Annotated in this window: 20 protein-coding genes; 8 read left to right on the forward strand and 12 right to left on the reverse strand. The window is 64.7% G+C overall.

The window, feature by feature from the left end:
• Positions 1-178: 178 nt before the first annotated feature.
• The 4 genes from KUV82_RS00760 to KUV82_RS00775 all read left to right on the forward strand — a co-directional run bounded on the left by KUV82_RS00760 (position 179) and on the right by KUV82_RS00775 (position 3005).
• The gene (locus tag KUV82_RS00760) at positions 179-712 is read left to right on the forward strand and encodes a CarD family transcriptional regulator (protein ID WP_115415586.1); all 534 of its coding nucleotides are present in this window, start codon (positions 179-181) and stop codon (positions 710-712) included.
• A 184-nt stretch (positions 713-896) separates the two neighbouring features.
• A complete protein-coding gene (locus tag KUV82_RS00765; RefSeq protein ID WP_219955011.1) occupies positions 897-1634 on the forward strand; it encodes a head GIN domain-containing protein in 738 nt (245 codons plus the stop codon).
• A 134-nt stretch (positions 1635-1768) separates the two neighbouring features.
• Positions 1769-2596, forward strand: coding sequence for a head GIN domain-containing protein (locus tag KUV82_RS00770; RefSeq protein WP_219955012.1), 828 nt, complete (start codon positions 1769-1771; stop codon positions 2594-2596).
• Between the two features lie 76 nt (positions 2597-2672).
• Complete coding sequence (locus KUV82_RS00775) at positions 2673-3005, forward strand: hypothetical protein (RefSeq protein ID WP_219955013.1); 333 nt, start codon at positions 2673-2675, stop codon at positions 3003-3005.
• Here KUV82_RS00775 and KUV82_RS00780 read toward each other — a convergent pair.
• Complete coding sequence (locus KUV82_RS00780) at positions 2984-3931, reverse strand: L-threonylcarbamoyladenylate synthase (RefSeq protein WP_219955014.1); 948 nt, start codon at positions 3929-3931, stop codon at positions 2984-2986. The two genes, KUV82_RS00775 and KUV82_RS00780, sit on opposite strands and share 22 nt — an antisense overlap.
• A gap of 47 nt (positions 3932-3978) precedes the next feature.
• Here KUV82_RS00780 and KUV82_RS00785 point away from each other — a divergent pair, with 47 nt between their 5' ends.
• Positions 3979-5718 carry an acyl-CoA dehydrogenase gene (locus tag KUV82_RS00785; protein ID WP_219955015.1) on the forward strand — a complete coding sequence of 580 codons (1740 nt, stop codon included), beginning with the start codon at positions 3979-3981 and terminating at the stop codon, positions 5716-5718.
• Position 5719: 1 nt separating this feature from the next.
• On the opposite strand, the gene KUV82_RS00790 is transcribed toward KUV82_RS00785, so the two are convergent.
• Positions 5720-7180, reverse strand: a complete 1461-nt coding sequence (locus KUV82_RS00790; protein WP_219955016.1) for a PQQ-dependent sugar dehydrogenase — start codon at positions 7178-7180, stop codon at positions 5720-5722.
• A gap of 100 nt (positions 7181-7280) precedes the next feature.
• Here KUV82_RS00790 and KUV82_RS00795 point away from each other — a divergent pair, with 100 nt between their 5' ends.
• Entirely contained in the window at positions 7281-7763 is a 483-nt protein-coding gene (locus KUV82_RS00795; RefSeq protein ID WP_219955017.1) for a GAF domain-containing protein, read from the forward strand.
• A 124-nt stretch (positions 7764-7887) separates the two neighbouring features.
• Positions 7888-8865: a glycine zipper 2TM domain-containing protein gene (locus KUV82_RS00800; RefSeq protein ID WP_258319788.1), complete on the forward strand. Its 978-nt coding sequence runs from the start codon at positions 7888-7890 to the stop codon at positions 8863-8865.
• A gap of 19 nt (positions 8866-8884) precedes the next feature.
• Here KUV82_RS00800 and KUV82_RS00805 read toward each other — a convergent pair whose 3' ends face one another.
• From KUV82_RS00805 to KUV82_RS00850, 10 genes are all read right to left on the reverse strand, one after another.
• Positions 8885-11296, reverse strand: coding sequence for a fimbria/pilus outer membrane usher protein (locus KUV82_RS00805; protein ID WP_219955018.1), 2412 nt, complete (start codon positions 11294-11296; stop codon positions 8885-8887).
• Positions 11268-12005, reverse strand: coding sequence for a fimbrial biogenesis chaperone (locus KUV82_RS00810; protein WP_219955019.1), 738 nt, complete (start codon positions 12003-12005; stop codon positions 11268-11270). Before KUV82_RS00810 ends, KUV82_RS00805 begins: the two co-directional genes overlap by 29 nt.
• A 48-nt stretch (positions 12006-12053) precedes the next feature.
• A complete protein-coding gene (locus KUV82_RS00815; protein WP_219955020.1) occupies positions 12054-12536 on the reverse strand; it encodes a Csu type fimbrial protein in 483 nt (160 codons plus the stop codon).
• A gap of 173 nt (positions 12537-12709) precedes the next feature.
• A complete protein-coding gene (locus KUV82_RS00820) occupies positions 12710-13105 on the reverse strand; it encodes a Csu type fimbrial protein (protein ID WP_219955021.1) in 396 nt (131 codons plus the stop codon).
• A gap of 182 nt (positions 13106-13287) precedes the next feature.
• Positions 13288-14265, reverse strand: a complete 978-nt coding sequence (locus KUV82_RS00825) for a ParB/RepB/Spo0J family partition protein (RefSeq protein WP_219955022.1) — start codon at positions 14263-14265, stop codon at positions 13288-13290.
• Positions 14262-15053, reverse strand: coding sequence for a ParA family protein (locus KUV82_RS00830; protein WP_219955023.1), 792 nt, complete (start codon positions 15051-15053; stop codon positions 14262-14264). The genes KUV82_RS00825 and KUV82_RS00830 overlap by 4 nt, the downstream gene beginning before the upstream one ends.
• The gene (gene rsmG, locus KUV82_RS00835) at positions 15050-15679 is read right to left on the reverse strand and encodes a 16S rRNA (guanine(527)-N(7))-methyltransferase RsmG (RefSeq protein WP_219955024.1); all 630 of its coding nucleotides are present in this window, start codon (positions 15677-15679) and stop codon (positions 15050-15052) included. The genes KUV82_RS00830 and rsmG overlap by 4 nt, the downstream gene beginning before the upstream one ends.
• Positions 15676-17526, reverse strand: a complete 1851-nt coding sequence (gene mnmG / locus KUV82_RS00840) for a tRNA uridine-5-carboxymethylaminomethyl(34) synthesis enzyme MnmG (protein WP_219955025.1) — start codon at positions 17524-17526, stop codon at positions 15676-15678. The genes rsmG and mnmG overlap by 4 nt, the downstream gene beginning before the upstream one ends.
• 68 nt (positions 17527-17594) lie before the next feature.
• Entirely contained in the window at positions 17595-18863 is a 1269-nt protein-coding gene (gene mnmE / locus KUV82_RS00845) for a tRNA uridine-5-carboxymethylaminomethyl(34) synthesis GTPase MnmE (RefSeq protein ID WP_219955026.1), read from the reverse strand.
• Between the two features lie 15 nt (positions 18864-18878).
• Complete coding sequence (locus KUV82_RS00850) at positions 18879-19142, reverse strand: DUF6489 family protein (RefSeq protein ID WP_219955027.1); 264 nt, start codon at positions 19140-19142, stop codon at positions 18879-18881.
• A 99-nt stretch (positions 19143-19241) separates the two neighbouring features.
• Here KUV82_RS00850 and KUV82_RS00855 point away from each other — a divergent pair, with 99 nt between their 5' ends.
• Entirely contained in the window at positions 19242-19940 is a 699-nt protein-coding gene (locus tag KUV82_RS00855; RefSeq protein ID WP_219955028.1) for a dienelactone hydrolase family protein, read from the forward strand.

The raw sequence follows: 19940 nt of genomic DNA on the forward strand, positions 1-19940 counted from the left end.
TATAATGCAACAACTGCACCGGTTTGCTCCCGGTCAGGTGTGAGTATTGAAAGGGCAGGTCACCAGCAACAGCACAATCGGCAGCCGACCGCACTCCCGACTATCGCGGGATTGCGGCCATGGTCTTCCGTGACGCTGAAGCCCCCGATGGCCGCGCCCGGACGAAAGGATAGATTGCATGGCAAGCAAGGCGGATGCCTTCGACGTTGGCGATTACGTTGTTTACCCCAAGCACGGCGTTGGCCGTGTCATCGAGCTCCAGAGCGAAGAAATCGCCGGTATGCAGCTCGACCTCTATGTCCTCCGTTTCGAGAAAGAGCGCATGACGCTCCGCGTTCCGGTCAACAAGGTTGAATCGATCGGCATGCGCAAGCTTTCGAGCGACAAGACGCTCAAGGAAGCGATGGAAACGCTGAAGGGCAAGCCCAAGGTGAAGCGCACGATGTGGAGCCGGCGCGCCCAGGAATACGAAGCCAAGATCAATTCGGGCGAGATCGTCCTGATTGCCGAAGTGACGCGCGACCTGTTCCGCCCGGATGACCAGCCGGAACAGAGCTATTCCGAACGCCAGATCTTCGAAGCGGCATCCAGCCGCCTCGCCCGCGAACTCGCGGCGATGGAGAAGACCGACGAAGCGACCGCGCTCGAGAAGATCCTCGACGTGCTGCGCGAACACGCTCCGCAGTATTACGAGAACACCGAAGACGCGTAAGCGCTTCGATCTTTCGCGAGAGACAAGAAGGGGGTGCCGTGCGGCGCCCCCTTTTTCGTTGAGCGGGACGGTTTGCCCGCCGGACGACTGGCGAATCCATCAATCGATTACACTTGTCGACGAACGTCCTCGACTTCCAGCGGTATTGGTGGGAGCAAGGCGCCATTCAATCGGGAGACGTTCTATGTTCCGCATTCTCGCCGCCGCCAGCCTTGGCCTTGCCGCAGTCACCACCCTGCCCACCGCCTCCGTCACCGCGCATGAAGGCTGGAAATCGAAGCTCGACGACGGCGAGCGCATCTCCGCCAGCTGGTCGCAGACCGGGCGCTTCGATTCGGTCACCCTTGCCGGGAGCGACACGCTTACCGTGACGCGCGGCGATCGTTGGCAGATCCGTGCCAGCGGCAGCCCCGAAGTGCTCGCCGAGCTGCGCTTCCTCGTCGAAGACGGCGAGCTGACCGTCGGGCGCAAGTATCGCCGCAACAAGGTCCGCGGCTCGGCCCGTATCGAGATTACCGCTCCCTCGCTCGAGGATGTGACCCTTGCCGGGTCGGGCGACATGACGATCGACACGCTGAACGGTTCGGAAGTCGGCGCGACGGTGGCCGGATCGGGCTCGATCAATGTGAACCGCGTGCGCGCTTCGCAGCTCAACGCCACGATCGCGGGATCGGGCAGCCTGCGGATGGCCGGCCAGGCCGACGAGGGTGACATCACCATCGCCGGCAGCGGCGGCATCGATGCGCGCAGCCTGACCGTGCAGCGCGCCAACGTCTCGATCGCCGGATCGGGAGACGCGCGCTTCCGGGCCGACGATTCGGTCTCGGCCAGCATCGTAGGAAGCGGCAGCGCAATCGTGACCGGCACGACCGACTGCACCCAGACCCGCATGGGCTCGGGCCGGCTGACCTGCTCGCGCTGATCTCGACCAAGCACCCACGCAACTCGACCAAGGGGCGCCCCGCCGGGGTGCCCCTTCTTGCTGCGCCTTGATGTCCGCTTCACGCTGTATTATATCAGCAACACGGACTGCCGCTGCAAAGGAACACCACCGCGATGATCCATCGAATTCTCAAGGGCCTTGCGCCCGTCGCCGCCCTCGCCGGCGCGGCCCTCGTCGCCGGATGCGACAATATGAACATCCAGATCGGCGACACCGAAGGCGTGCCGCTGGCCGAACTCGACATGAGCGGCGATCCGCCGACCGAACTGGTCCTGGCCGGGCCGGACACGGTCATCGTGACCGAAGGCGACGAGCTCGACATCACCGTTTCGGGCGATGACGCAGCGGTCGATGCCATGCGCTTCGCGCTCGACGGCGATTCGCTCGCCATCAGCCGCGAGAAGGACAGCTGGAAGGATCGCGGAAACGCCACCGTGCGCGTTACCGTGCCGAGCCTGCGCGCCATGGTCCTCGCCGGATCGGGCAGCATCGAAGCCGCCAAGATGACCGGCCGCGCCGATGTCACCATCGCCGGTTCGGGCAAAGCCTCCGTGGCGGAGTTCGACGCCGAATCGCTCGACCTCACCATTGCCGGTTCGGGCGATTTCACCGCCGCCGGTTCGGTCGAGAAGCTGGACCTCACTATCGCGGGCTCGGGCAAGGCCACCATGTCCGACCTCCAGGTCGGCGGGGCCGATATCTCCGTCGCCGGCTCGGGCGATGCCGATTTCTCGTCGGACGGCAAGGTTGATGCGAGCATCATGGGATCGGGCACGATCACCGTGACCGGCCGCGCGGACTGCACCGTCAGCTCGATGGGTTCGGGCAAGCTCAACTGCCGCGACGTTCGCGCTGCCGAGGACGCACCCGAGGCTCCGGAAGCCCCCGAGGCGCCCGAAGCACCGGAAGCGCCTGAAGCACCGGAAGCGCCTGAAGGCTAAGGCCTCACGAAGAGCCATCGAGTTCATCGACGGCTCACCCGATTTCCGCTAGGCGGCGCTGCGAAAGGAACCCCGCATGCGCCGCCTAGCCTTTTTGATGATCCTTCCTGCCAGCGTGCTGCTGTCCGGCTGTCTTGCCAAGACGGTGGTCGACGTTGCGACGGCTCCGGTAAAGGTGGTGAGCCGCGGGGTGGACCTCGCCACCACCAGCCAGTCCGAAGCGGACGAGAAGCGCGGCCGGGAAATCCGCCGCCGCGAGGAACGCCTGGCGAAGCTGGAGCGCGACTACGAAAAGCAGCTCGACGAATGCGAGGACGGCAACCGCCGCGCCTGCGACGAGGCCCGCGACACCTACGCCGAGATGCAGCAGATTATCCCGACGATCCCCTACGAACCCGAAGACGACTGATCGGGCGGCGTCGCCGCGCGGCGCAGTCGGTCGTTGATTGCAATCCCGATCCCTTCATGCGGTACGGGTGCGACCGCAATGCGAGGCTTGTCCGAACGCGCGCCTTCGTGAAGGCAGGCGTAGAGACGCGCGGCCGCTTCGGCGAGATCGCCGGTGGCGGACAGGGTGCAATTGCCCGAAACGCTGTCGAAACCGATCAGGAACTCGTCTGGCGCAACATCCGACGCCATGAGGCGAACGGGCTTTCCGGGCGCGTAATGGCTGGCGAGCTGGCCGGGCGCTTCGATTGCGCCGCCCGCGGCCGTCTTTGCATCGATAGCGATAGGCCCGGGGCGAAGGACCTCGATCGATCCATCCGCGCGCACGGCAGCAATCGTCGATTCGAGGCCGCGTTCGCATTCTCCGCCATCGAGCACGGCGTGGATGCGCCCGTCGAGCGAGGCGAGGACATGCGCTGCGCTGGTGGGGCTGATGAACCCGCTGCGATTGGCCGACGGCGCGGCGAGCGGCAACCCGCTTTCCTCCAGCACCGCGCGCATCGCCGGGTGTGCGGGCATACGCAGGGCGAGCGTGTCGAGGCCCGCCGTCACGGCCTCGGCCAAGCCGGCGTCGCGGCGGCGCGGCAGGACCAGCGTTAGCGGACCCGGCCAGTATCGGGCGGCAAGCTCTTCGGCTTCGGGCGTGAACTCGGCGAGCGAGCGCGCCTGCTGCATCGATGCGACATGGACGATCAGCGGGTTGAAGCTGGGTCGACCCTTGGCCTCGTAGATCCCGGCAACCGCCGCATCGCTGTCGGCGCGCGCGGCAAGGCCGTAGACCGTCTCGGTCGGCACGGCCACCAGGCCGCCATCGCACAGAATCGCAGCGGCGCGGGCGATGCCACCTTCCGCTGCGTAAAGCGTTTCCGTAACGTATTTGCCGCTCATGCCCGGGCGCTATATCTGCGTGCTCGACAAAGCCAAGAGGATTACCCGTGACCTACACCCCCGCCACCCAGGACCAGCTGCTCGCAATCCGCGTAAACGCCGGGATCAAGGAGCTCGCCAAGGCCGAGAAATTCGCCGCGGCCGAGCCCGACATGGTCGAGGCCATCGTGGGCGGGATCGGCGAATTCGCCGCCGGGGAATGGGCGCCGCTGAACCGCATCGGCGATCTGGAAGGCGCCAAGCTCGAGAACGGCGTGGTGCGCCTGCCCGAAGGGTTCGAGGAAGCCTATCACGGCTATGTCGAGCAGGGCTGGAACGCGATCTCTGGTCCCGTGGAGTTCGGCGGCCAGGGCCTTCCGTTCACGCTTTCGTGCAACGTGCTGGAAAACCTCGGCACGGCGAACATGGCTTTCAACCTCCTGCCGATGCTGAGCGTGGGCGCGATCGAATCGCTCGAACACCACGGCTCTAAGGAGCTGCAGGAGAAGTACCTGCCTAAGCTCGTAAGCGGCGAATGGTCGGGCACCATGAATCTCACCGAGCCGCAGGCCGGTTCCGATGTCGGCGCACTGCGCTCGACCGCAGAGCCGATCACCGAGGGCGAGCATGCGGGCAAGTACAAGATCAAGGGCCAGAAGATCTACATCACCTGGGGTGAGCACGAGCTGGCCAAGAACATCATCCACCTGGTGCTCGCGCGCCTGCCCGATGCGCCGGAAGGCAGCCGCGGTATCTCGCTCTTCATCGTGCCCAAGTACCATGTGAAGGACGACGGCTCGCTCGGCGCGCGCAACGACCTGCGCTGCGTCAGCATCGAGCACAAGCTCGGCATCAACGCCTCGCCCACCTGCGTGATGAGCTATGGCGACAACGATGAATGCATCGGCGAGCTGGTCGGCGCGGAGAACCGCGGGCTGATGGCCATGTTCACGATGATGAACAACGCGCGCATCAACGTTGGCAACCAGGGTGTGCAGATCGGCGAGCGCGCGACGCAGCAGGCGCTCTATTACGCGCAAGAACGCATCCAGTCGGCCCGCGCCGGTTCGCCCGACAAGGCGCCGGTCTCGATCGTCGAGCACCCCGATGTGCGCCGCATGCTGCTGCGCATGAAGGCGCTAACCGAGGGCGCACGCGCCCTGCTCTATTACACCGCCGGCCAGGTCGATCGCGGCACGCTGGGCGATGCCGCCGGCGGCGCGCGAGGCGAAGTGCTCACCCCGCTGATCAAGGCATGGGGCACCGATATCGGCATCGAAGTCGCCAGCCTCGGGGTACAGGTCCATGGCGGCATGGGCTTCGTCGAAGAAACCGGTGCGGCCCAGCACTGGCGCGATTCGCGTATTGCCCCGATCTACGAAGGCACCAACGGCATCCAGGCCGCGGACCTCGTCACACGCAAGCTGGGCCTCGATGGCGGGGAGGCGCTGTCGGGCCTCATCGCTGACGTGGCCCGCGCCGCCAAGGACGAGCCCAAGCTCGCCGCGCTGGCCGCCGATTGCGAGGCGGTTGCGAACTGGATGCGCGAAGAGGCCAGCCTTGACGATCGGCTCGCCGGATCGGTGCCGTTCTGCACCATGTTCGCCGTGGCGGTCGCCGGGTGGCAGCTGATGCGCCAGCTCGAGGCGGTGGAAGCGGGCGAAGCCCCCGCGCTCGCCGCCACGAAGGCGGCCAGCGTGCGCTTCTTCCTCGACCGGATTGTGCCGGAAGCCTCGGGCCTGAAGGCGGCCGCTACCGCCGGGGCCGAACCGCTCTACGCGCTTTCGGCAGAACAGCTGGTCGGCTGACCTACTCGGCGGTCACCCGCCGGGCGTAATCTTCCTCGCGGAAACGGGCTTCCCCGCCGCGCAGTTCGCGCTGCGGTTGGAGCCGATCGCCGGTGTTGCGGCCGATCGCCGCCTGCCCTTCTGCGCCCGGAGCGATCACGCGCCAGATGATCCCGGCGGTGTCGTCGGAGACGAGCAGCGCGCCATCACCGGCCCACTCGACCCAGGTCGGGCGTCCGCGCGTCGTGCCGTCGTCCTTGAGGAAGCCGGTCAGGACCGGAACCGGCTTGCCGGTCGGGTTGCCGCGTTCGTCGAAAGCGACATAGACCACATCGTAGCCCGAAGGCGGCTTGCGGTTCCACGAGCCGTGCTGCGCGACAAAGGCGCCGCTGGCGAAGTTCTCGCCCATTTTCGCGCCTTCCTTACTAAACACAAGGCCGAGCGCGGCAACATGCGGGCCGAGTGCGTATTCGGGCGTGCGGACATAATTGATGAACTGCGGGATCGGGTGCTTCACGCGGCGGTCGAAATTGTCGCCGTAATAGACCCAGGGCCAGCCGTAGTGCGAGCCGACCGGCACGTTGGTGAGGTAATCGGGGACGAGGTCCGAACCGAGCATGTCGCGCTCGTTGACCGTGGTCCACAGCTCGCCCGACCAGGGGCTGAAGGCCATGCCGTTGGCGTTGCGCAGGCCGCCGCCGTACACGCGCTGGCGACCGGTTTCGAGATTGATCTCCCAGATGAGCGCGCGCCCTTCTTCGATCTCCATCCCGTCTTCGCCGATGTTCGATTTGGAACCAACAGCGGCGTAGAGGCGGTCGCCATCCGGGTGCAGCTCGAGGTTGCGCATCCAGTGGCCGGTGCCTTCGGCGAGGTCGGCAATCTTGCGCCCCTCGCCGGCAACCGTATCCGCGCCGAGTTCGTAATCGAAGGCGAGGACTTCGTCGTGATTGGCCACGTACAGCGTCCCATCGCCCCAGGCGATGCCCGAGGGGGAATCGAGATCGTCGCGCAGGACCAGGCGCGTTTCGGCTGCACCGTCACCGTCTTCGTCGCGCAGCAGAACGAGCTGGTTGGCGCTCTCTCCCCCGGCGCCGGCCTTGCGGAACAGGAAGCCCGCGACAAGATCGCGGATCCAGTTGCTTTCGCCGCTCTCGATCCTGGGCGACTGCGTCAGCGCAACCAGGATATCGCCGTTGGGCAGCGCCTGCAGCGTACGCGGGTGGTCGAGCCCTTCGGCAAAGCGCGTGACGGCAAGGCCCTCTGCCGCGACCGGAACTTCGTCCGCCTCCCAGCCGACCGGCTCCGCAATGGCGACGGTCGGGAAGCTTTCCTCCGCCGGTTCGTCGAGTGTCGGATCGGTGCCGACGGTTTCGTCGAAGGCCACATCGGCGGTGTCGCCGCGGGTGAGGAAATAGCCTGCCACCAGAACGATCAGCAGGATGACGAGGAGCGCGATGCCCAGCTTCTTGAGAATGCTCATGGGCCGGGGGAATAAGCGAGGGGCGTTTGCGGGGCAATGGGGTTGCGCGCCGCGCGCAAGGGGGCTTGCAGGCGGCCAATGGGGCGCTACATCGCCTGCCATGTTCGATTTCCGACCCGACGAAGGCACACCCAAGCCCGAAGCCTATCGCCAGCTGCTGGATGCGGCCGAGGCGCTTACCTCCGGCGAGCCCGATGGTGTGGCCAACATGGCCAATATCGCCGCGCTGCTATGGGACTTCCTCCCCGATCTCAACTGGTCGGGCTTCTACCGCGTAGTGGACGGCGAGCTGGTGCTCGGCCCGTTCATGGGACGTCCGGCCTGCATCCGGATCCCGATGGGTCAGGGTGTGTGCGGTGTGGCTGCGGCGGATGCGGCAACCCAGCTGGTAGAGGACGTGCACGCCTTCCCGGGGCATATCGCGTGCGACGCGGTGACCAATTCGGAACTTGTCGTGCCGGTGCTGCGCGATGGGGCGGTCGTCGCCGTGATCGATCTCGACAGTCCGAGCAAGGCGCGATTCGATGCGGAGGACGCGGCAGGGATCGAAGCGCTCGCAGCAGTGCTTGCAGAACGAATCTGAGCCGACCTGCCCCATAGCGGCACAGAACCGAGCGCGTTTTTGCGCGGGCGGGCGCGAATGCTAACAAGGTGTTAACTGCAGGCTCTCGGCCTTTGTGCCGAGTCGCTTCCAAGGAGCACGCGCCATGATCATTCGTACCGCCCTCGCCCTCACCGCCTCCAGCCTGGCCCTTCATCCGGGTCTCGCGCTTGCGCAAGGTGCCATCTCCTACGAGACCGGCCAGTACGAATACGCCCAGCCGCTGCCGCAGCTCGATAACGATGTAGTGACCGAGACGGTCGAACAGGTCGTTGCAAGCGAGGAGCCGGTCGGCGCAGCGCGCGTGATCGAGACCCGGCGGGCTCCGACGCCGGTGTTCGTCAGCAAGCCGACGATCCAGCCGATCGATCCCTCGGCGCCCGAGTACTACACCTATGTCGACGCACCGGAGGAGCCGGTAGCCATGCCAGCGAGCCGGGCCATCCCGGAGCGTCAGCCCGCCACCGTCCCGGTTGAGGCGGCCCAGCCGACCTATGTCTATGTGCGTCAGCCGCCGCAGATCATCTATGTCCATCAGGCTCCGGTGGCTTACGCGCCCGCGCCCACCGGTGCGTCGCGCGTCATCTATCGCCAGCAGCCGGGAACGGTGCAGACGGCACAACCGGTCCACTATGGCTACGGCTACCAGGGTGGAGCGACCTACCTTCCCGCCGGAGGGCAGGTCGTGGCCTTTGATCGCAACTCCTGGCTGCAGGAGTGCCGTTCGCGGCTCGACACTTATGAGAACGAAAGCGACCGGGGCGAGATCCTCGGCGGGCTGATCGGCGGCGTTGCCGGCGGCGTGCTCGGAAATCGTATTGCCGGGAGGGGCAACCGCACCGCGGGCACGCTCATCGGCGCGGGCGCGGGCGCTATCCTCGGCTCGGTCGCCGGTGGCGCGATCGAGGATCGGCAGCGCCGGCGGAGCGACAGTTACGGTCAGTGCGAAGCCTATCTCGACGACTATATGCAGCAGGCTACGGCAAGCGCCGGAACCACGCAGTATACGCAGCCTGGCCAGTACATGCTGGTTCCGGTGACGGTGGAAGTACCGCAGCGGGCGGTCTACCGCACGCGCCGCTAGGGCATCCGGTCCACCGCGATTAGTCCTTCAGGGCAATCGTCCGGCTGGTGCACCGCGCCACCACCTCGGGCATGTCGAAGCTGTCGAGGTCGAACTCCGGCAGCGCGGTCTGGCAGCCCTTTCCGGTGTCCGCACCCAGTGCGATGGCGGTATCGTTCGAAAGACCGTTGAAATCGACGAGCCCATCGAAGGCGACCATGTATTCGCGGCCCGAGGGGAGCGAGACGATCGTGCTGCCGACATCGAGCGGTTCGCCCGCCTCGTCGACCACGCGCATCAGCACCGAGCGATAGGCTTCGATGTCCATGTCGACGAGCACCACGCCGCCGCGCGGCGCCTGCATGCGGCGGAAGGTCGAACGTGCAACGGCTTCGGAGGGAAGCTTGTCGGGTGCGACATCGAACTTCATCGGGACCAGCGGGGTGACACGGGTGACGAGAAGGCGGCCACCCTTGTCCGACTTGCCCACCTCACGGTGTTCATGAGTCACCGTCACGCCGCCGACGTTGCCCGTGCGCACGAGGGCGTAGGCATCGGAGGCGCGGTCGCGAGCGAAAACGCGGTTGTCGGCGACGATGAGCGAGCCTTCGACCCGGCCGCGCGCTGCGAGGTTACCGGCGGTGTATTCGGCATCGGCTGCGAAACGGGCGAAGGGTGCGCGGTAGGCGACTGTTCCGGAGACACGCTCGTTCGCACCGAACTTGGCATGAGCGGCGTAGCCGACTTCGCCGACTTCGGTGTCGGGGCGGAAATAGCTGACCTGGCCGCCGATCTTCTCGTCGCGGCTGTGGCGGATCGATGCGCTGGCCGAGCTGCGCGGGCCGAAGCGGATGTTGAGGTTGATGCCGGCAACGAGCTCACCGCGACCCTGCGCGCGGCGATAGCTTACATCGCCGGTCAGCGTCATGCGCTTGTTCAGCTCGTGCCGTGCCGAGGCGCGCAAGACCGTGGTCGTATCACCGATACGCCCGATAAGCGGTTCGGCCGGCCGGGTGACCCGCGTTGCCGAGATTTGGAAACGCGTCGTCTGGGCAAGGTCGAAGTCGACCGAGCCGATCAGCTGGCGCGGGACACGGCCATCGCCGGATTGCGCGGCGATGTCGCGATAACCAGAACTGGGCACGACCGCCTCGATCCGGGCCGACACACCACGACCCATCGACTCCACACCACCGCGGAACAACACGCCCGACTCTTGTGAGGTACGACTATACCGCACTTCACCGTAGGTCATGGCCACATTGGCGATAGTAGCCTGCGCTTGGGCACCAACGTTCCAAACGCCGTTTCCGACCTCCCCAGAAACGCCTACGGAGAGCGACTTAGAAAGCCCTCTCCGTACAAAGAACGTCCCTACCAGGTCGCGGTAGTCGTTGCTTATGGTCCCGTACCTTCGTCGGACCCACCCCATGGTGGCCCCCCATTCCATTCGGCCCTTCTCGAGCATGTCTGGCGCGATATAGACCTGCGCGGTCTGGATCACTTCCTGTCCCAGCTCGTCCTTCAGCACCACCGAGACCTCCCCGCGACCGGCGGCCATGGGGATGTTGTGGACGCGGAAGTCGCCAGCCTCGATTTCCGAGGTCTGGAAGCGGCGATCGTTGACGATGAGGTCGACCGAGGTTGGAACAGCCACCTGGCCGGCGAATTGCGGCAGGGGATTGGTGATAATATCGGGGCGCAGGCCGTAATCGGTGCCGATCTGGATCCCGCCGACGCGCACGGCGCGCTGGGCGTCACTGCCGGTAGTGATCACGTCGCCTGCGCGGGCCACAAGGGCCTTTTCGGGGATAGCGAGCGTCGCAGTGGTATCCAGACGCACGACTTCCGGCCGATCCGGGCCCGGATTCGAGCGATAGGTAAAGGCACTGCCGAGGTTGAAGTTGCCGTAGCTCACCCGCGGCGCAACATAGGCGCCGACCTGGGTCTTTCCGCCCGATACACTCGCAGTAAGGTTGTAATTGACGATGCCGGCAAGGAGGGGAGCCCGTTCGCCGGGCTCATAGTTGCGCCGCGCAACATTTACGTCGTTCGGACCATCGCCACGGCGAAACTTCTTCACCATCAGGCGCTGGGTCACGCGGTCGAACTCGAAATTGGCGATTTCAAGCTGGCTCAGCTTGATGAATCCGGTTGCACCGGGTTCGATCGGAATGCCGGCGGTCTCGGCGGATTCGGCAAGGATGGCGAGCTCGCCATCGATCCATTTTAGCTCGACCATGCGCTTCTGCTCGAGGCCATCGACATAGATGACGCTCAGGCCAGGGCCCTGCTTCTCGGCTTCGAGGGCCGCGCTGAAGGTAAGGTCGCGGTCGATCGCGAAAGGGTCGCTCGCCTGCGCGTGCAGGACGGCGGGCGCTGCAAGAGCGCTGGCTGCAACCAGTCCGGCTGCAAAAAGGGGCTTAGCCGCAGGTGGCAGGGACCGGGACACTGCGGGTTTCACCGTCGATGCGCGCCTGAAGCGTCAGCGGCCCGGTCGGGCAGCCTGCAGGGAGCGTCCATTCGAGCCAGGATCCGCCGTGTACGTAGTGTAGCGAGGCGCCATCGATGGTTACGGGTGTGTTTACCCCGTCTCTGAGGGCCAAACTAACCATACGAGCTGATTGCTGACCGCGGTTAGCCACGCGCAGGGTGTTTCCCTGAACCGACCAGTCGAGCTGGGCCGGCGCGGCGGAGGCGCGGTCTACGAAAAGCGGGATCGTAAAGCGGATACGCGTCATCGCCGTACCGCTCTGCGCGAGGTCAGGATCGGGCAATTGGTCGATCGCAACCCGGTAGCGGCGCTCACCTGCGGGCGGGAGCTGGCGGCGTTGAACGCGGAAGAACTGTGTCTCGCCCGGCTGGATCACAACGATTGCGGGAGAAACCAGCACTTCGTTGGTCGGGGCGTAGACATCTTCGCCATCGGCCTGTGTCCACCCGAAGGCGCGCACCTGGATACCGATGGGGCGGTCCGAGGGGTTGATGACGCGCAGCGTGTCATGCAGCTGCGCGTCATCAAGCTCGAGCCGAAGGGGTGCCACGGTGACACGCGCCGCCGGTACTCGTGCGTCGGGAGCGGGAGCTCCCTGGGCAAGCACTGCCGGCGCCGGAAGGGCGAGCGAGAGTGCAGCGAGAACCGAAGCGATGCGTGCGTTCATTATGGCAATACCCTTGTGGCCGGCGAGCCGGAACCCGCCGGTCGAGGATCAGAAGGTGATCGTGACGGCCACCGAGTCCGAGTAGTTGTCAGCTGCGACGTTCGCCGCGCTCGACGGGATACGGCCACCGATGGTCAGCGTCTGAGCGGCGCCGGTGCCGGTGCCGGCAGCAACAGCGGTGCTGACCGGAAGAACGGTGCCCGAACTCGGGACGCCGAGGTAGAGGTCGTACGGAATCACGTCGGTGCCCGAACCAGCCATGTAACGCTGGCCGGCCGAGGCGTTGTCGCCTGCGCCCATCGTGATGTTGTAGTCCGAACCGTCGGTGCAGGTGATCGACATCGAGGTGCTCGTGTCGTGATCGGTGCCGGCGAGAACGCCGAGGCCGGTCCAGGCCAGGGTAGCATCGCTGACTTCACACGAATCAACGACTTCAGCAGTGACGGTCAGGGTCGCCGAGTTGGTACCAGCAACCGCGGGGGTTGCAGCAACCATACCGGCGCCAGCGGCGACCAGAATAATCTTACGCATGTTTTTGATCTCCTAAACCCAGTTCCAAGCGGGTGATTCGGACTTCTACGTATGCTGGGTATAGAAAGGGTTAAGTGGGCCGCCGTTTTGTGCGGGGTGGGAGTCGAAAAGCCGCAGAAATGCGCGCGCAAAAGCTGATTTTCGCAGTTAACGCCGGGTTTCGGGCCCGCGAATCAAAACTCGATCGTGACCGTTACGGTGTCTTCGTATCGGCCTGAGACGGCCGTTCCATCGAAGGTGAGCTCACCATAGACGGGCAGCGTCTGGTATCCGGTTGCACCCGAATTGCCGCTGACTTGCCCGTTGCGCCTGTCCGTCCAGCGGCTTGTGTAGCCAGGGTCGGAATAAAGCTCGTAGCGCATGTACGCGTTGCTTGTCGGATTGCGCATGCGACGGTTGCGGCCGAGATTGTTGAGGCCACGATCCATCTTGATGACGAAATCGAGGTCGGCGGTGCATTGCACGTCGACCGCACCGGTCGCCTGAATCGTCCCGGCTGTCCCGATAACGAGGCCGAAGGCGACGTCAGCGGTGCTGATGGTGCACCCATCCACGATTGAGACAGCCATCTCGATATCCCCGGCGTTCCGGCGCGACTGTGCCTCGGCAGGAACTGCCGTTGCGGCCAAGGCCAAGCTGATCGGAATCAGGACAGAGGTGGTACTAAGGCGCATTTCGGATCCGTAGGGACCCGAAGTATTCTGTTAAGGTAAATAACGCCTTAAGGCTGACACGAATGTGGCGGCGAGCGCTAGATGTCTCCGCCCGTAAGCCTCTGACAAATAAGGTCTAATTGATCGAGAGTGCGGTAGCGGATCGTCACGCTGCCGGTGTTTGGGGTCGTGTCCGTGGTAATCTTCACCGGCATCCCGAGGAATTCCTCGAGGTGCCCCTGCACGGCCGCAATGTCCGCATTGTCTTCTGCGGCGCGCTTGCTCGAAGCGTTTGCCTTGGCATTGCCACCCTCGCGTGGCTTGCGCGTGAGCGCTTCCATCTCGCGTACGGAAAGGCCTTCGGAAACCGCCTTTTTCGCCAGCTCAGTCGCGCCTTCGCGCCCCACGAGCGCACGGGCGTGGCCCATGGAAAGCGATCCGTCGGCGAGAAACGCGAGAACGGTGTCCGGCAGGCCCAGCAAGCGCTGGAAATTGGCGACGTGGCTACGCGACTTGTCGACCAACTTGGCGATCTCGGCCTGGGTCATTCCCTCATCGTCGGCAAGCTTCTGGTAGGCGCGCGCCTCTTCCACCGGATTGAGATCCTCGCGCTGGAGGTTCTCGATAAGGGCAAGCGCCATGACCTCGCGCTGGTCGAGTTCACGGACCAGCGCCGGGATTTCGTGCAAACGCGCCTTTTGCGCAGCGCGCCAACGGCGTTCACCCGCGACCAGGCGATAGCGCCCTGCCCCGAGCGGAGACACGATGATCGGCTGGATCACGCCGCGGGTTGCGATCGACGAGGCCAGCGATTCGAGCGCATCTTCGTCGAAATGGGTGCGCGGCTGACCAGGCAGCGGCTCGATGTCTGCCACGGGGATGGACGCGAGCCCGTCTGAAATTGCTACGGGCGCTGGCGAAGTTGTGGTGCCGCCTTCTGCAGGTGTGGCGGCAGGCTGCGAACGCACAAGCGGCTCTTCCCGGCGTGTTTCCCCCAAGAGGGCGCCAAGGCCCTTACCCAGCTTCTTCTTGCGATCGATGGTCTTCGCTCCCGTCGTGGTATCAGCCCCGCTCATGCTGCCTTCCTCTTCTCGGGCAGGCGGCCGATCAGCTCGCGCGCCAAGGCGATATAGGCGCGGCTACCGGGGCAATTGTGATCGTAAACCAGCGCCGGCATCCCGTGGCTCGGCGCTTCGGAAAGGCGGACATTGCGCGGGATGACGCTCTCGAACACGAGATTGCCGAGACAATCGCGCACATCGTCGGCAACCTGGTCGGTCAGGCGGTTGCGGCGGTCAAACATGGTGAGGACCACGCCAACGATGCCCAGATCCTGGTTGAAGCCCTGCTGGACGCGCTCGACCGTCTGCAGCAGCTGGCTAAGGCCTTCCAGCGCAAAGAATTCGCACTGGAGCGGCACCAGCAGCGTGTCCGCCGCGCACAGGGCATTGAGGGTCAGCAAACCCAGCGAAGGCGGGCAATCGATGAAACATACGTCATAGCCCGCAAAACTGCCGCGAGCCTGCGCTGAGAGCGCCTTGGTAAGACGCGAAGTCCGGTCATCGACGGATACCAGCTCCACCTCGGCCCCCGAGAGGTCCTGCGTAGCCGGCACAACATCGAGGCCGGGAATTTCGGTAGGCTGCGCGCATTCGGCAAGCGATGCCTGTTCGAGAAGGAGGTCGTAGCTCGTATTCTCGCGCGCGGCGCCGGCCACACCCAGACCAGTGGATGCGTTACCCTGCGGATCGAGGTCGATCAGGAGCGTCTTCCACCCCGTCGCCGCCATCGCCGTGGCGATGTTGATGGCGGTGGTGGTCTTGCCAACCCCGCCTTTCTGGTTGGCGATAGCGATGGTGATCATGCTTTTGCGCTCCATTGTCCGCGGCCGACGATGATTCCCGCCTCGGGATCGGTTCGCGATTGTTCCACGTGAAACATCTCTCGCCGATTCTTGGGCAGTGCCTGCACTTCTTGCTCCGCCGAACGTCCCTTGGGCAACACCCAAAGCGTTCCCCTTGTGGAGAAGCGTGCGGATAAGGTGAGCAAACGGTCCAACGGAGCGAAGGCTCGAGCGGAGATTACGGAGGCCTCGAAGTCCTCTACCTTTTCCAGGCGCTGGCCCTCGACACGGCAATTTTGGAGGCCCATCAACGCCGCGACGCGCTCAAGCCATTCGACCCGGCGGGCGCGCGATTCCACAAGGATTACAGATATTTCCGGGCGCATGGCTGCAATCACCAGGCCTGGAAAGCCCGCCCCGCTGCCAAGATCCAGCCAGGGTCCGCCTGAACCCCCGGCGTGGGGAAGCAACTGCGCCGAATCGGCGATATGGCGCTGCCAAACAATTGGCAGTGTCGCGCGGGCGATAAGATTTTGCCGCTCGTTCTCTTCGGCCAGCTCTCGTACAAGGCAATCAAGCCGCTCGATGGCCGCCTCATCACACAGGTTAGCTACGAAAGCGCGGGCCTCCGCCTCATTGGATATCATGCCGCTTTATCCAGTTTTCGCGCGTGAACCAGCAAGGCAGCCAGCGCCGCAGGCGTGATTCCCCGGATACGCCCGGCCGCCGCAAGGGTTTCCGGTCGCGCCTGCGAAAGCCGTTCGATCATCTCGTTCGAGAGCCCAGGCACCTCGGCAAAGGGGAAATTGGGCGGAAGGTGCTGCGCTTCGCTCGTCCTTACATCGGCCAATTCGGCCTTTTGGCGAGCAAGATAGGGCGCGTAGAATGCGTCCTCCGCCATCTCCACCGCGAGTGTGTCTCTCGGGTCCACACCCTCGAGCCACGTTTCAAGATCGCCAAGCTGGACGTGGCCAGCAGCGATCCAGTCGCGTGCCGATCGTGGCCCAGCGTCCTGTTTCACGTGAAACCCTGCCTCGACCAGTGCCTTGGAGTGGATGGGTTTCGACAGCGCCTCCTCGTAGCGGGCTCGCCGATCTTCACGGGCTTCAAACCACTCGCGCCGCTCGCTTCCGACAAGCCCCGAGGTAATACCAAGGGGCGTCAGGCGCGTATCCGCGTTGCTCGCCCTGAGACGCAGACGGTATTCGGCGCGCGATGTCAGCATTCGATAGGGCTCCGTGATGCCCTGTAGAGTGAGGTCATCGACCATGACTGCGATGTAGGAATTGGTGCGGTCGAGCGCGGGTGCTTCTCCTGCCCCGCATGCGGCCGCTGCGTGCATCCCCGCGACCAGACCCTGCGCGGCTGCCTCCTCGTAACCGGTCGTTCCGTTGATCTGCCCTGCGCAATAGAGACCCGGGATAGCATGCAGCTCCAGCGAGGACTTCAAGGCCCGGGGGTCGATATGATCGTATTCGACGGCATAGCCCGGAACGACCATCTCGACCCGCTCCAAACCCTCCATCGCCCGCAACATGCCGTGCTGAACGTCAGTAGGCAGTGAGGTGGAAATGCCGTTGGGGTAGACGAGCTGGGTGTCTAGACCCTCGGGCTCGAGGAAAACCTGGTGCCCTTCCCGATCGCCGAAGCGGTGGATCTTGTCCTCGATCGACGGGCAGTAGCGCGGACCTGCCGCATCGATAGCGCCGGAGAACAGGGGGGAGCGGTCGAGATTGGCGCGAATGATGTCATGCGCCTGAGCATTCGTGCGCGTAATTGCACAGAAGACCTGCGGATTGACCCGGCCAGTCGATCGCGAGCTCATCGTCCAGGTGTCGTCGTCCGACGGCTGCTCCTCGAGCGCTCCCCAATTGATGGTTCGACCGTCAAGACGGGGAGGTGTTCCGGTCTTCAGGCGCCCCATGGGCAGGTCGGCGCCGCGAAGCTGTTCCGCGAGGCGGTGTGCAGCACCCTCCTCTATCCGGCCACCTTCAAACCGCTCCTCACCACGGAAGAGAACTCCGCCAAGGAAGGTGCCGGTGCACAAGATAACACTCGAAGCCGCAAGCGCAGTCCCATCAGCGAGTTCGAGGCCGCTGACCCGTCCGCCCTCCAACCGGAGCGACGCCGCTTCACCAGCAATCAAGCTAAGCCCATCCTGAGACCGAACATGCGATTGGACCGCCCGGTGAAAGAGCCTCCGATCCGCCTGCACCCGCGGGCCCCAGACAGCGCTGCCCTTCGAACGATTGAGCATCCGATAGTGAATTGCCGCCGCATCAGCAGCGCGGCCAATTACGCCGTCCAGTGCATCCACCTCGCGCACAAGGTGCCCCTTGCCCAGGCCGCCGATCGCGGGATTGCAACTCATCGCACCGATCTTGTCGAGGTCGAGACTGACCAGGCCGACGCGCGCGCCCATGCGCGAAGCCGCGCACGCCGCTTCGACACCGGCGTGCCCGCCGCCGACGACTAGAACATCGAATTCCTGCATAGGCCGCGCGCCTTATCCCAGACCGGGATTCGCGTCAAAGCTCCATGTTTCACGTGAAACAGAGCCGGCTACTTTCCGATGCAGAACCGCCCGAAGAGCGCGTCCAGCATCTCCTCCGTGCTGTCCCGGCCAACCAGTCGGTCGAGCGCGACCCGCGCCGCGCGCAGTCGCTCGGCCGCAACCAAGAGATCGCCATCGGTATCGACCGCCTCAAGGTTCTCGACCGCCTCAAGCGCGAGTGCCTTTTGCCGGCGGTTGAACGCCATACGATCCGCCGGAGGCAAGGCCGCACGTCCGCGCTCGGAAAGAAGGTCAAGGAGCGCATCCACCCCCTCACCCGTAACCGAGGACACTTTGAGGCCCGAACCCTGCACCTCAGCCACATCGGCCTTTGCGTGGATCTGCACCGACCCAGCCGGCGCCTCTTCCTCAGCCCCCAGCCACAGGACAATCTGACCCTCCTCGACCTCGCGGCGCGCCCGCTCGATACCGATTGCCTCAATCGCACCCGCACCGCTCTCACGCATGCCCGCCGTATCCACCAGGACGAGAGGGACACCGCCAACCGAAACGGGACGCTCCAGCACATCGCGCGTCGTTCCCGCTTCCGCAGTCACGATGGCCGCGTCATCGGCCAATAAAGCGTTGAAAAGAGATGATTTTCCGGCGTTCGGGGGGCCTGCAAGAACGACACGAACGCCATCCCGAAGCCTGTCGGTCGCAGGACGCTCAATCACCGCACGGATTTCGGCGCACAAAGCCGACAAATCGGGCTGGAACCCCGCCGGAAGCGCAGCAACATCGTCCTCATCCGCAAAATCGATGACCGCCTCGATAAGCGCGGCAAAACCAAGCACCCGCTCGCGCCAACCCTCGATATGGCCAGACACCTGCCCGCCGACCGAGCGCATGGCACCCCGTCGCTGGAGTTCCGTTTCAGCAGAAAGCAGGTCGCCCAGCCCTTCCGCCTGCGCAAGGTCGATGCGGCCGTTGGCAAAGGCTCGCCGGGTGAATTCCCCGGCTTCGGCTTCGCGCAGTCCCTCCATCGAGCCAAGCGCAGCCAGAACAGCGGCAACTACGGCGCGACCGCCGTGGCAATGCAGCTCGGCAAGATCCTCGCCCGTTGCGGTCGCGGGGCCGGGAAACCACAGCACCAACGCCTGATCGAGCGCCTCGCCATCAGCGTCCCGCAGAGTCCGCAAGCTGGGGGAACGTGGCTCCGGCAAAGAGCCCAAGAGCGCCTGCAGAGCATCGCCAGATCGAGGCCCGCTGATACGAACGACCGCGATGGCAGCCGGGAGCGCGCCGCTCGACAGGGCGTAGATCGTCTCGACCATGGAGCGAAGGCTGCCTTACTTGTCGTCGGTATCCTTGGCGGAGCCCGTGTTGCGGGCCGCGTTGGCGCCTTCCATGAAGCTCTGGAACAGCTTGAAGCCCGCCTGCCCCATCGGAGCGAGCTGCTTGGCGTATTCCTGCAACTGATCGGTGTTGTTCACACCCTTCATCGCCTTCGACATCATGTCGACATAGACCGCGTTGGCCTTGCCGACATCGGGCAAGCCCATGAACGTCCGCGCCTCTTCGGGCGTGCAGTCGATTTCGATATGGACCTTCATGGCGCTTCCTCCGTTATCCTGTGCGAAACCCTATTTGGGTTCGCATTACGCGTCATGCAAGCATAAGACACCATAACCTTAGAGGGAGCCTTCCAACCGATGACCGAAACCGTCACGATTTCCACCCTGTCCGGCGACGAAACCTTCACCGCCTATGTGGCCCGTCCGGCCGACACCCCGAAGGCGGCAATCCTGGTAATCCAGGAGATCTTCGGCGTGAACGCCGGCATCCGACGCAAATGCGACAAGCTTGCCGAGGAAGGCTATCTCGCCGTCGCGCCCGACCTTTTCTGGCGGCTCGAACCGGGCGTTGAACTCGATCCTGACGTGGAGCCCGAATTCCAGCGCGCGCTCGACCTGATGGGCAAGTTCGACCAGGACCAGGGCGTTCGCGATATCGAAGCGACGATCCACCACATTCGCCGCGAAGAAGGCGTGCCGAAGGTCGGCTGCGTCGGCTACTGCCTCGGCGGCCGGCTCGCCTTCATGACCGCCGCGCGCACCGATATCGATGCCAGCGTCGGCTATTACGGTGTCGGCATTGACGGTCTGCTGGGTGAAAAGCATGCGATCGCCCACCCGCTCATGCTCCACATCCCGACCGAGGACGGTTTCGTCGACAAGGCCACGCAGAAGGCGATGCACGAGGGCCTCGACGACCATCCCAAGGTCACGCTTCACGACTACGAGGGCCTCGACCACGGCTTTGCGACCGAATTCGGCAAGCGTCGGGCCGAAGACGCCGCGCAGCTGGCCGACAGCCGGACCGCTGAGTTCTTCGCAGCAAACCTCGCCTGA

Origin of the sequence: Qipengyuania flava, from assembly GCF_019448255.1 — a bacterium.
GTDB lineage: Bacteria > Pseudomonadota > Alphaproteobacteria > Sphingomonadales > Sphingomonadaceae > Qipengyuania > Qipengyuania flava_A.

What these genes read in the sequence shown, in the direction of transcription:
- KUV82_RS00760 (WP_115415586.1), top strand. Translation starts at nt 179, where the DNA reads ATGGCAAGCAAGGCGGATGCCTTCGACGTTGGCGATTACGTTGTTTAC.
- KUV82_RS00765 (WP_219955011.1), top strand. Translation starts at nt 897, where the DNA reads ATGTTCCGCATTCTCGCCGCCGCCAGCCTTGGCCTTGCCGCAGTCACC.
- KUV82_RS00770 (WP_219955012.1), top strand. Translation starts at nt 1,769, where the DNA reads ATGATCCATCGAATTCTCAAGGGCCTTGCGCCCGTCGCCGCCCTCGCC.
- KUV82_RS00775 (WP_219955013.1), top strand. Translation starts at nt 2,673, where the DNA reads ATGCGCCGCCTAGCCTTTTTGATGATCCTTCCTGCCAGCGTGCTGCTG.
- KUV82_RS00780 (WP_219955014.1), bottom strand. Translation starts at nt 3,931, where the DNA reads ATGAGCGGCAAATACGTTACGGAAACGCTTTACGCAGCGGAAGGTGGC.
- KUV82_RS00790 (WP_219955016.1), bottom strand. Translation starts at nt 7,180, where the DNA reads ATGAGCATTCTCAAGAAGCTGGGCATCGCGCTCCTCGTCATCCTGCTG.
- KUV82_RS00795 (WP_219955017.1), top strand. Translation starts at nt 7,281, where the DNA reads ATGTTCGATTTCCGACCCGACGAAGGCACACCCAAGCCCGAAGCCTAT.
- KUV82_RS00800 (WP_258319788.1), top strand. Translation starts at nt 7,888, where the DNA reads ATGATCATTCGTACCGCCCTCGCCCTCACCGCCTCCAGCCTGGCCCTT.
- KUV82_RS00810 (WP_219955019.1), bottom strand. Translation starts at nt 12,005, where the DNA reads ATGAACGCACGCATCGCTTCGGTTCTCGCTGCACTCTCGCTCGCCCTT.
- KUV82_RS00815 (WP_219955020.1), bottom strand. Translation starts at nt 12,536, where the DNA reads ATGCGTAAGATTATTCTGGTCGCCGCTGGCGCCGGTATGGTTGCTGCA.
- KUV82_RS00820 (WP_219955021.1), bottom strand. Translation starts at nt 13,105, where the DNA reads ATGGCTGTCTCAATCGTGGATGGGTGCACCATCAGCACCGCTGACGTC.
- KUV82_RS00825 (WP_219955022.1), bottom strand. Translation starts at nt 14,265, where the DNA reads ATGAGCGGGGCTGATACCACGACGGGAGCGAAGACCATCGATCGCAAG.
- KUV82_RS00830 (WP_219955023.1), bottom strand. Translation starts at nt 15,053, where the DNA reads ATGATCACCATCGCTATCGCCAACCAGAAAGGCGGGGTTGGCAAGACC.
- rsmG (WP_219955024.1), bottom strand. Translation starts at nt 15,679, where the DNA reads ATGATATCCAATGAGGCGGAGGCCCGCGCTTTCGTAGCTAACCTGTGT.
- mnmG (WP_219955025.1), bottom strand. Translation starts at nt 17,526, where the DNA reads ATGCAGGAATTCGATGTTCTAGTCGTCGGCGGCGGGCACGCCGGTGTC.
- mnmE (WP_219955026.1), bottom strand. Translation starts at nt 18,863, where the DNA reads ATGGTCGAGACGATCTACGCCCTGTCGAGCGGCGCGCTCCCGGCTGCC.
- KUV82_RS00850 (WP_219955027.1), bottom strand. Translation starts at nt 19,142, where the DNA reads ATGAAGGTCCATATCGAAATCGACTGCACGCCCGAAGAGGCGCGGACG.
- KUV82_RS00855 (WP_219955028.1), top strand. Translation starts at nt 19,242, where the DNA reads ATGACCGAAACCGTCACGATTTCCACCCTGTCCGGCGACGAAACCTTC.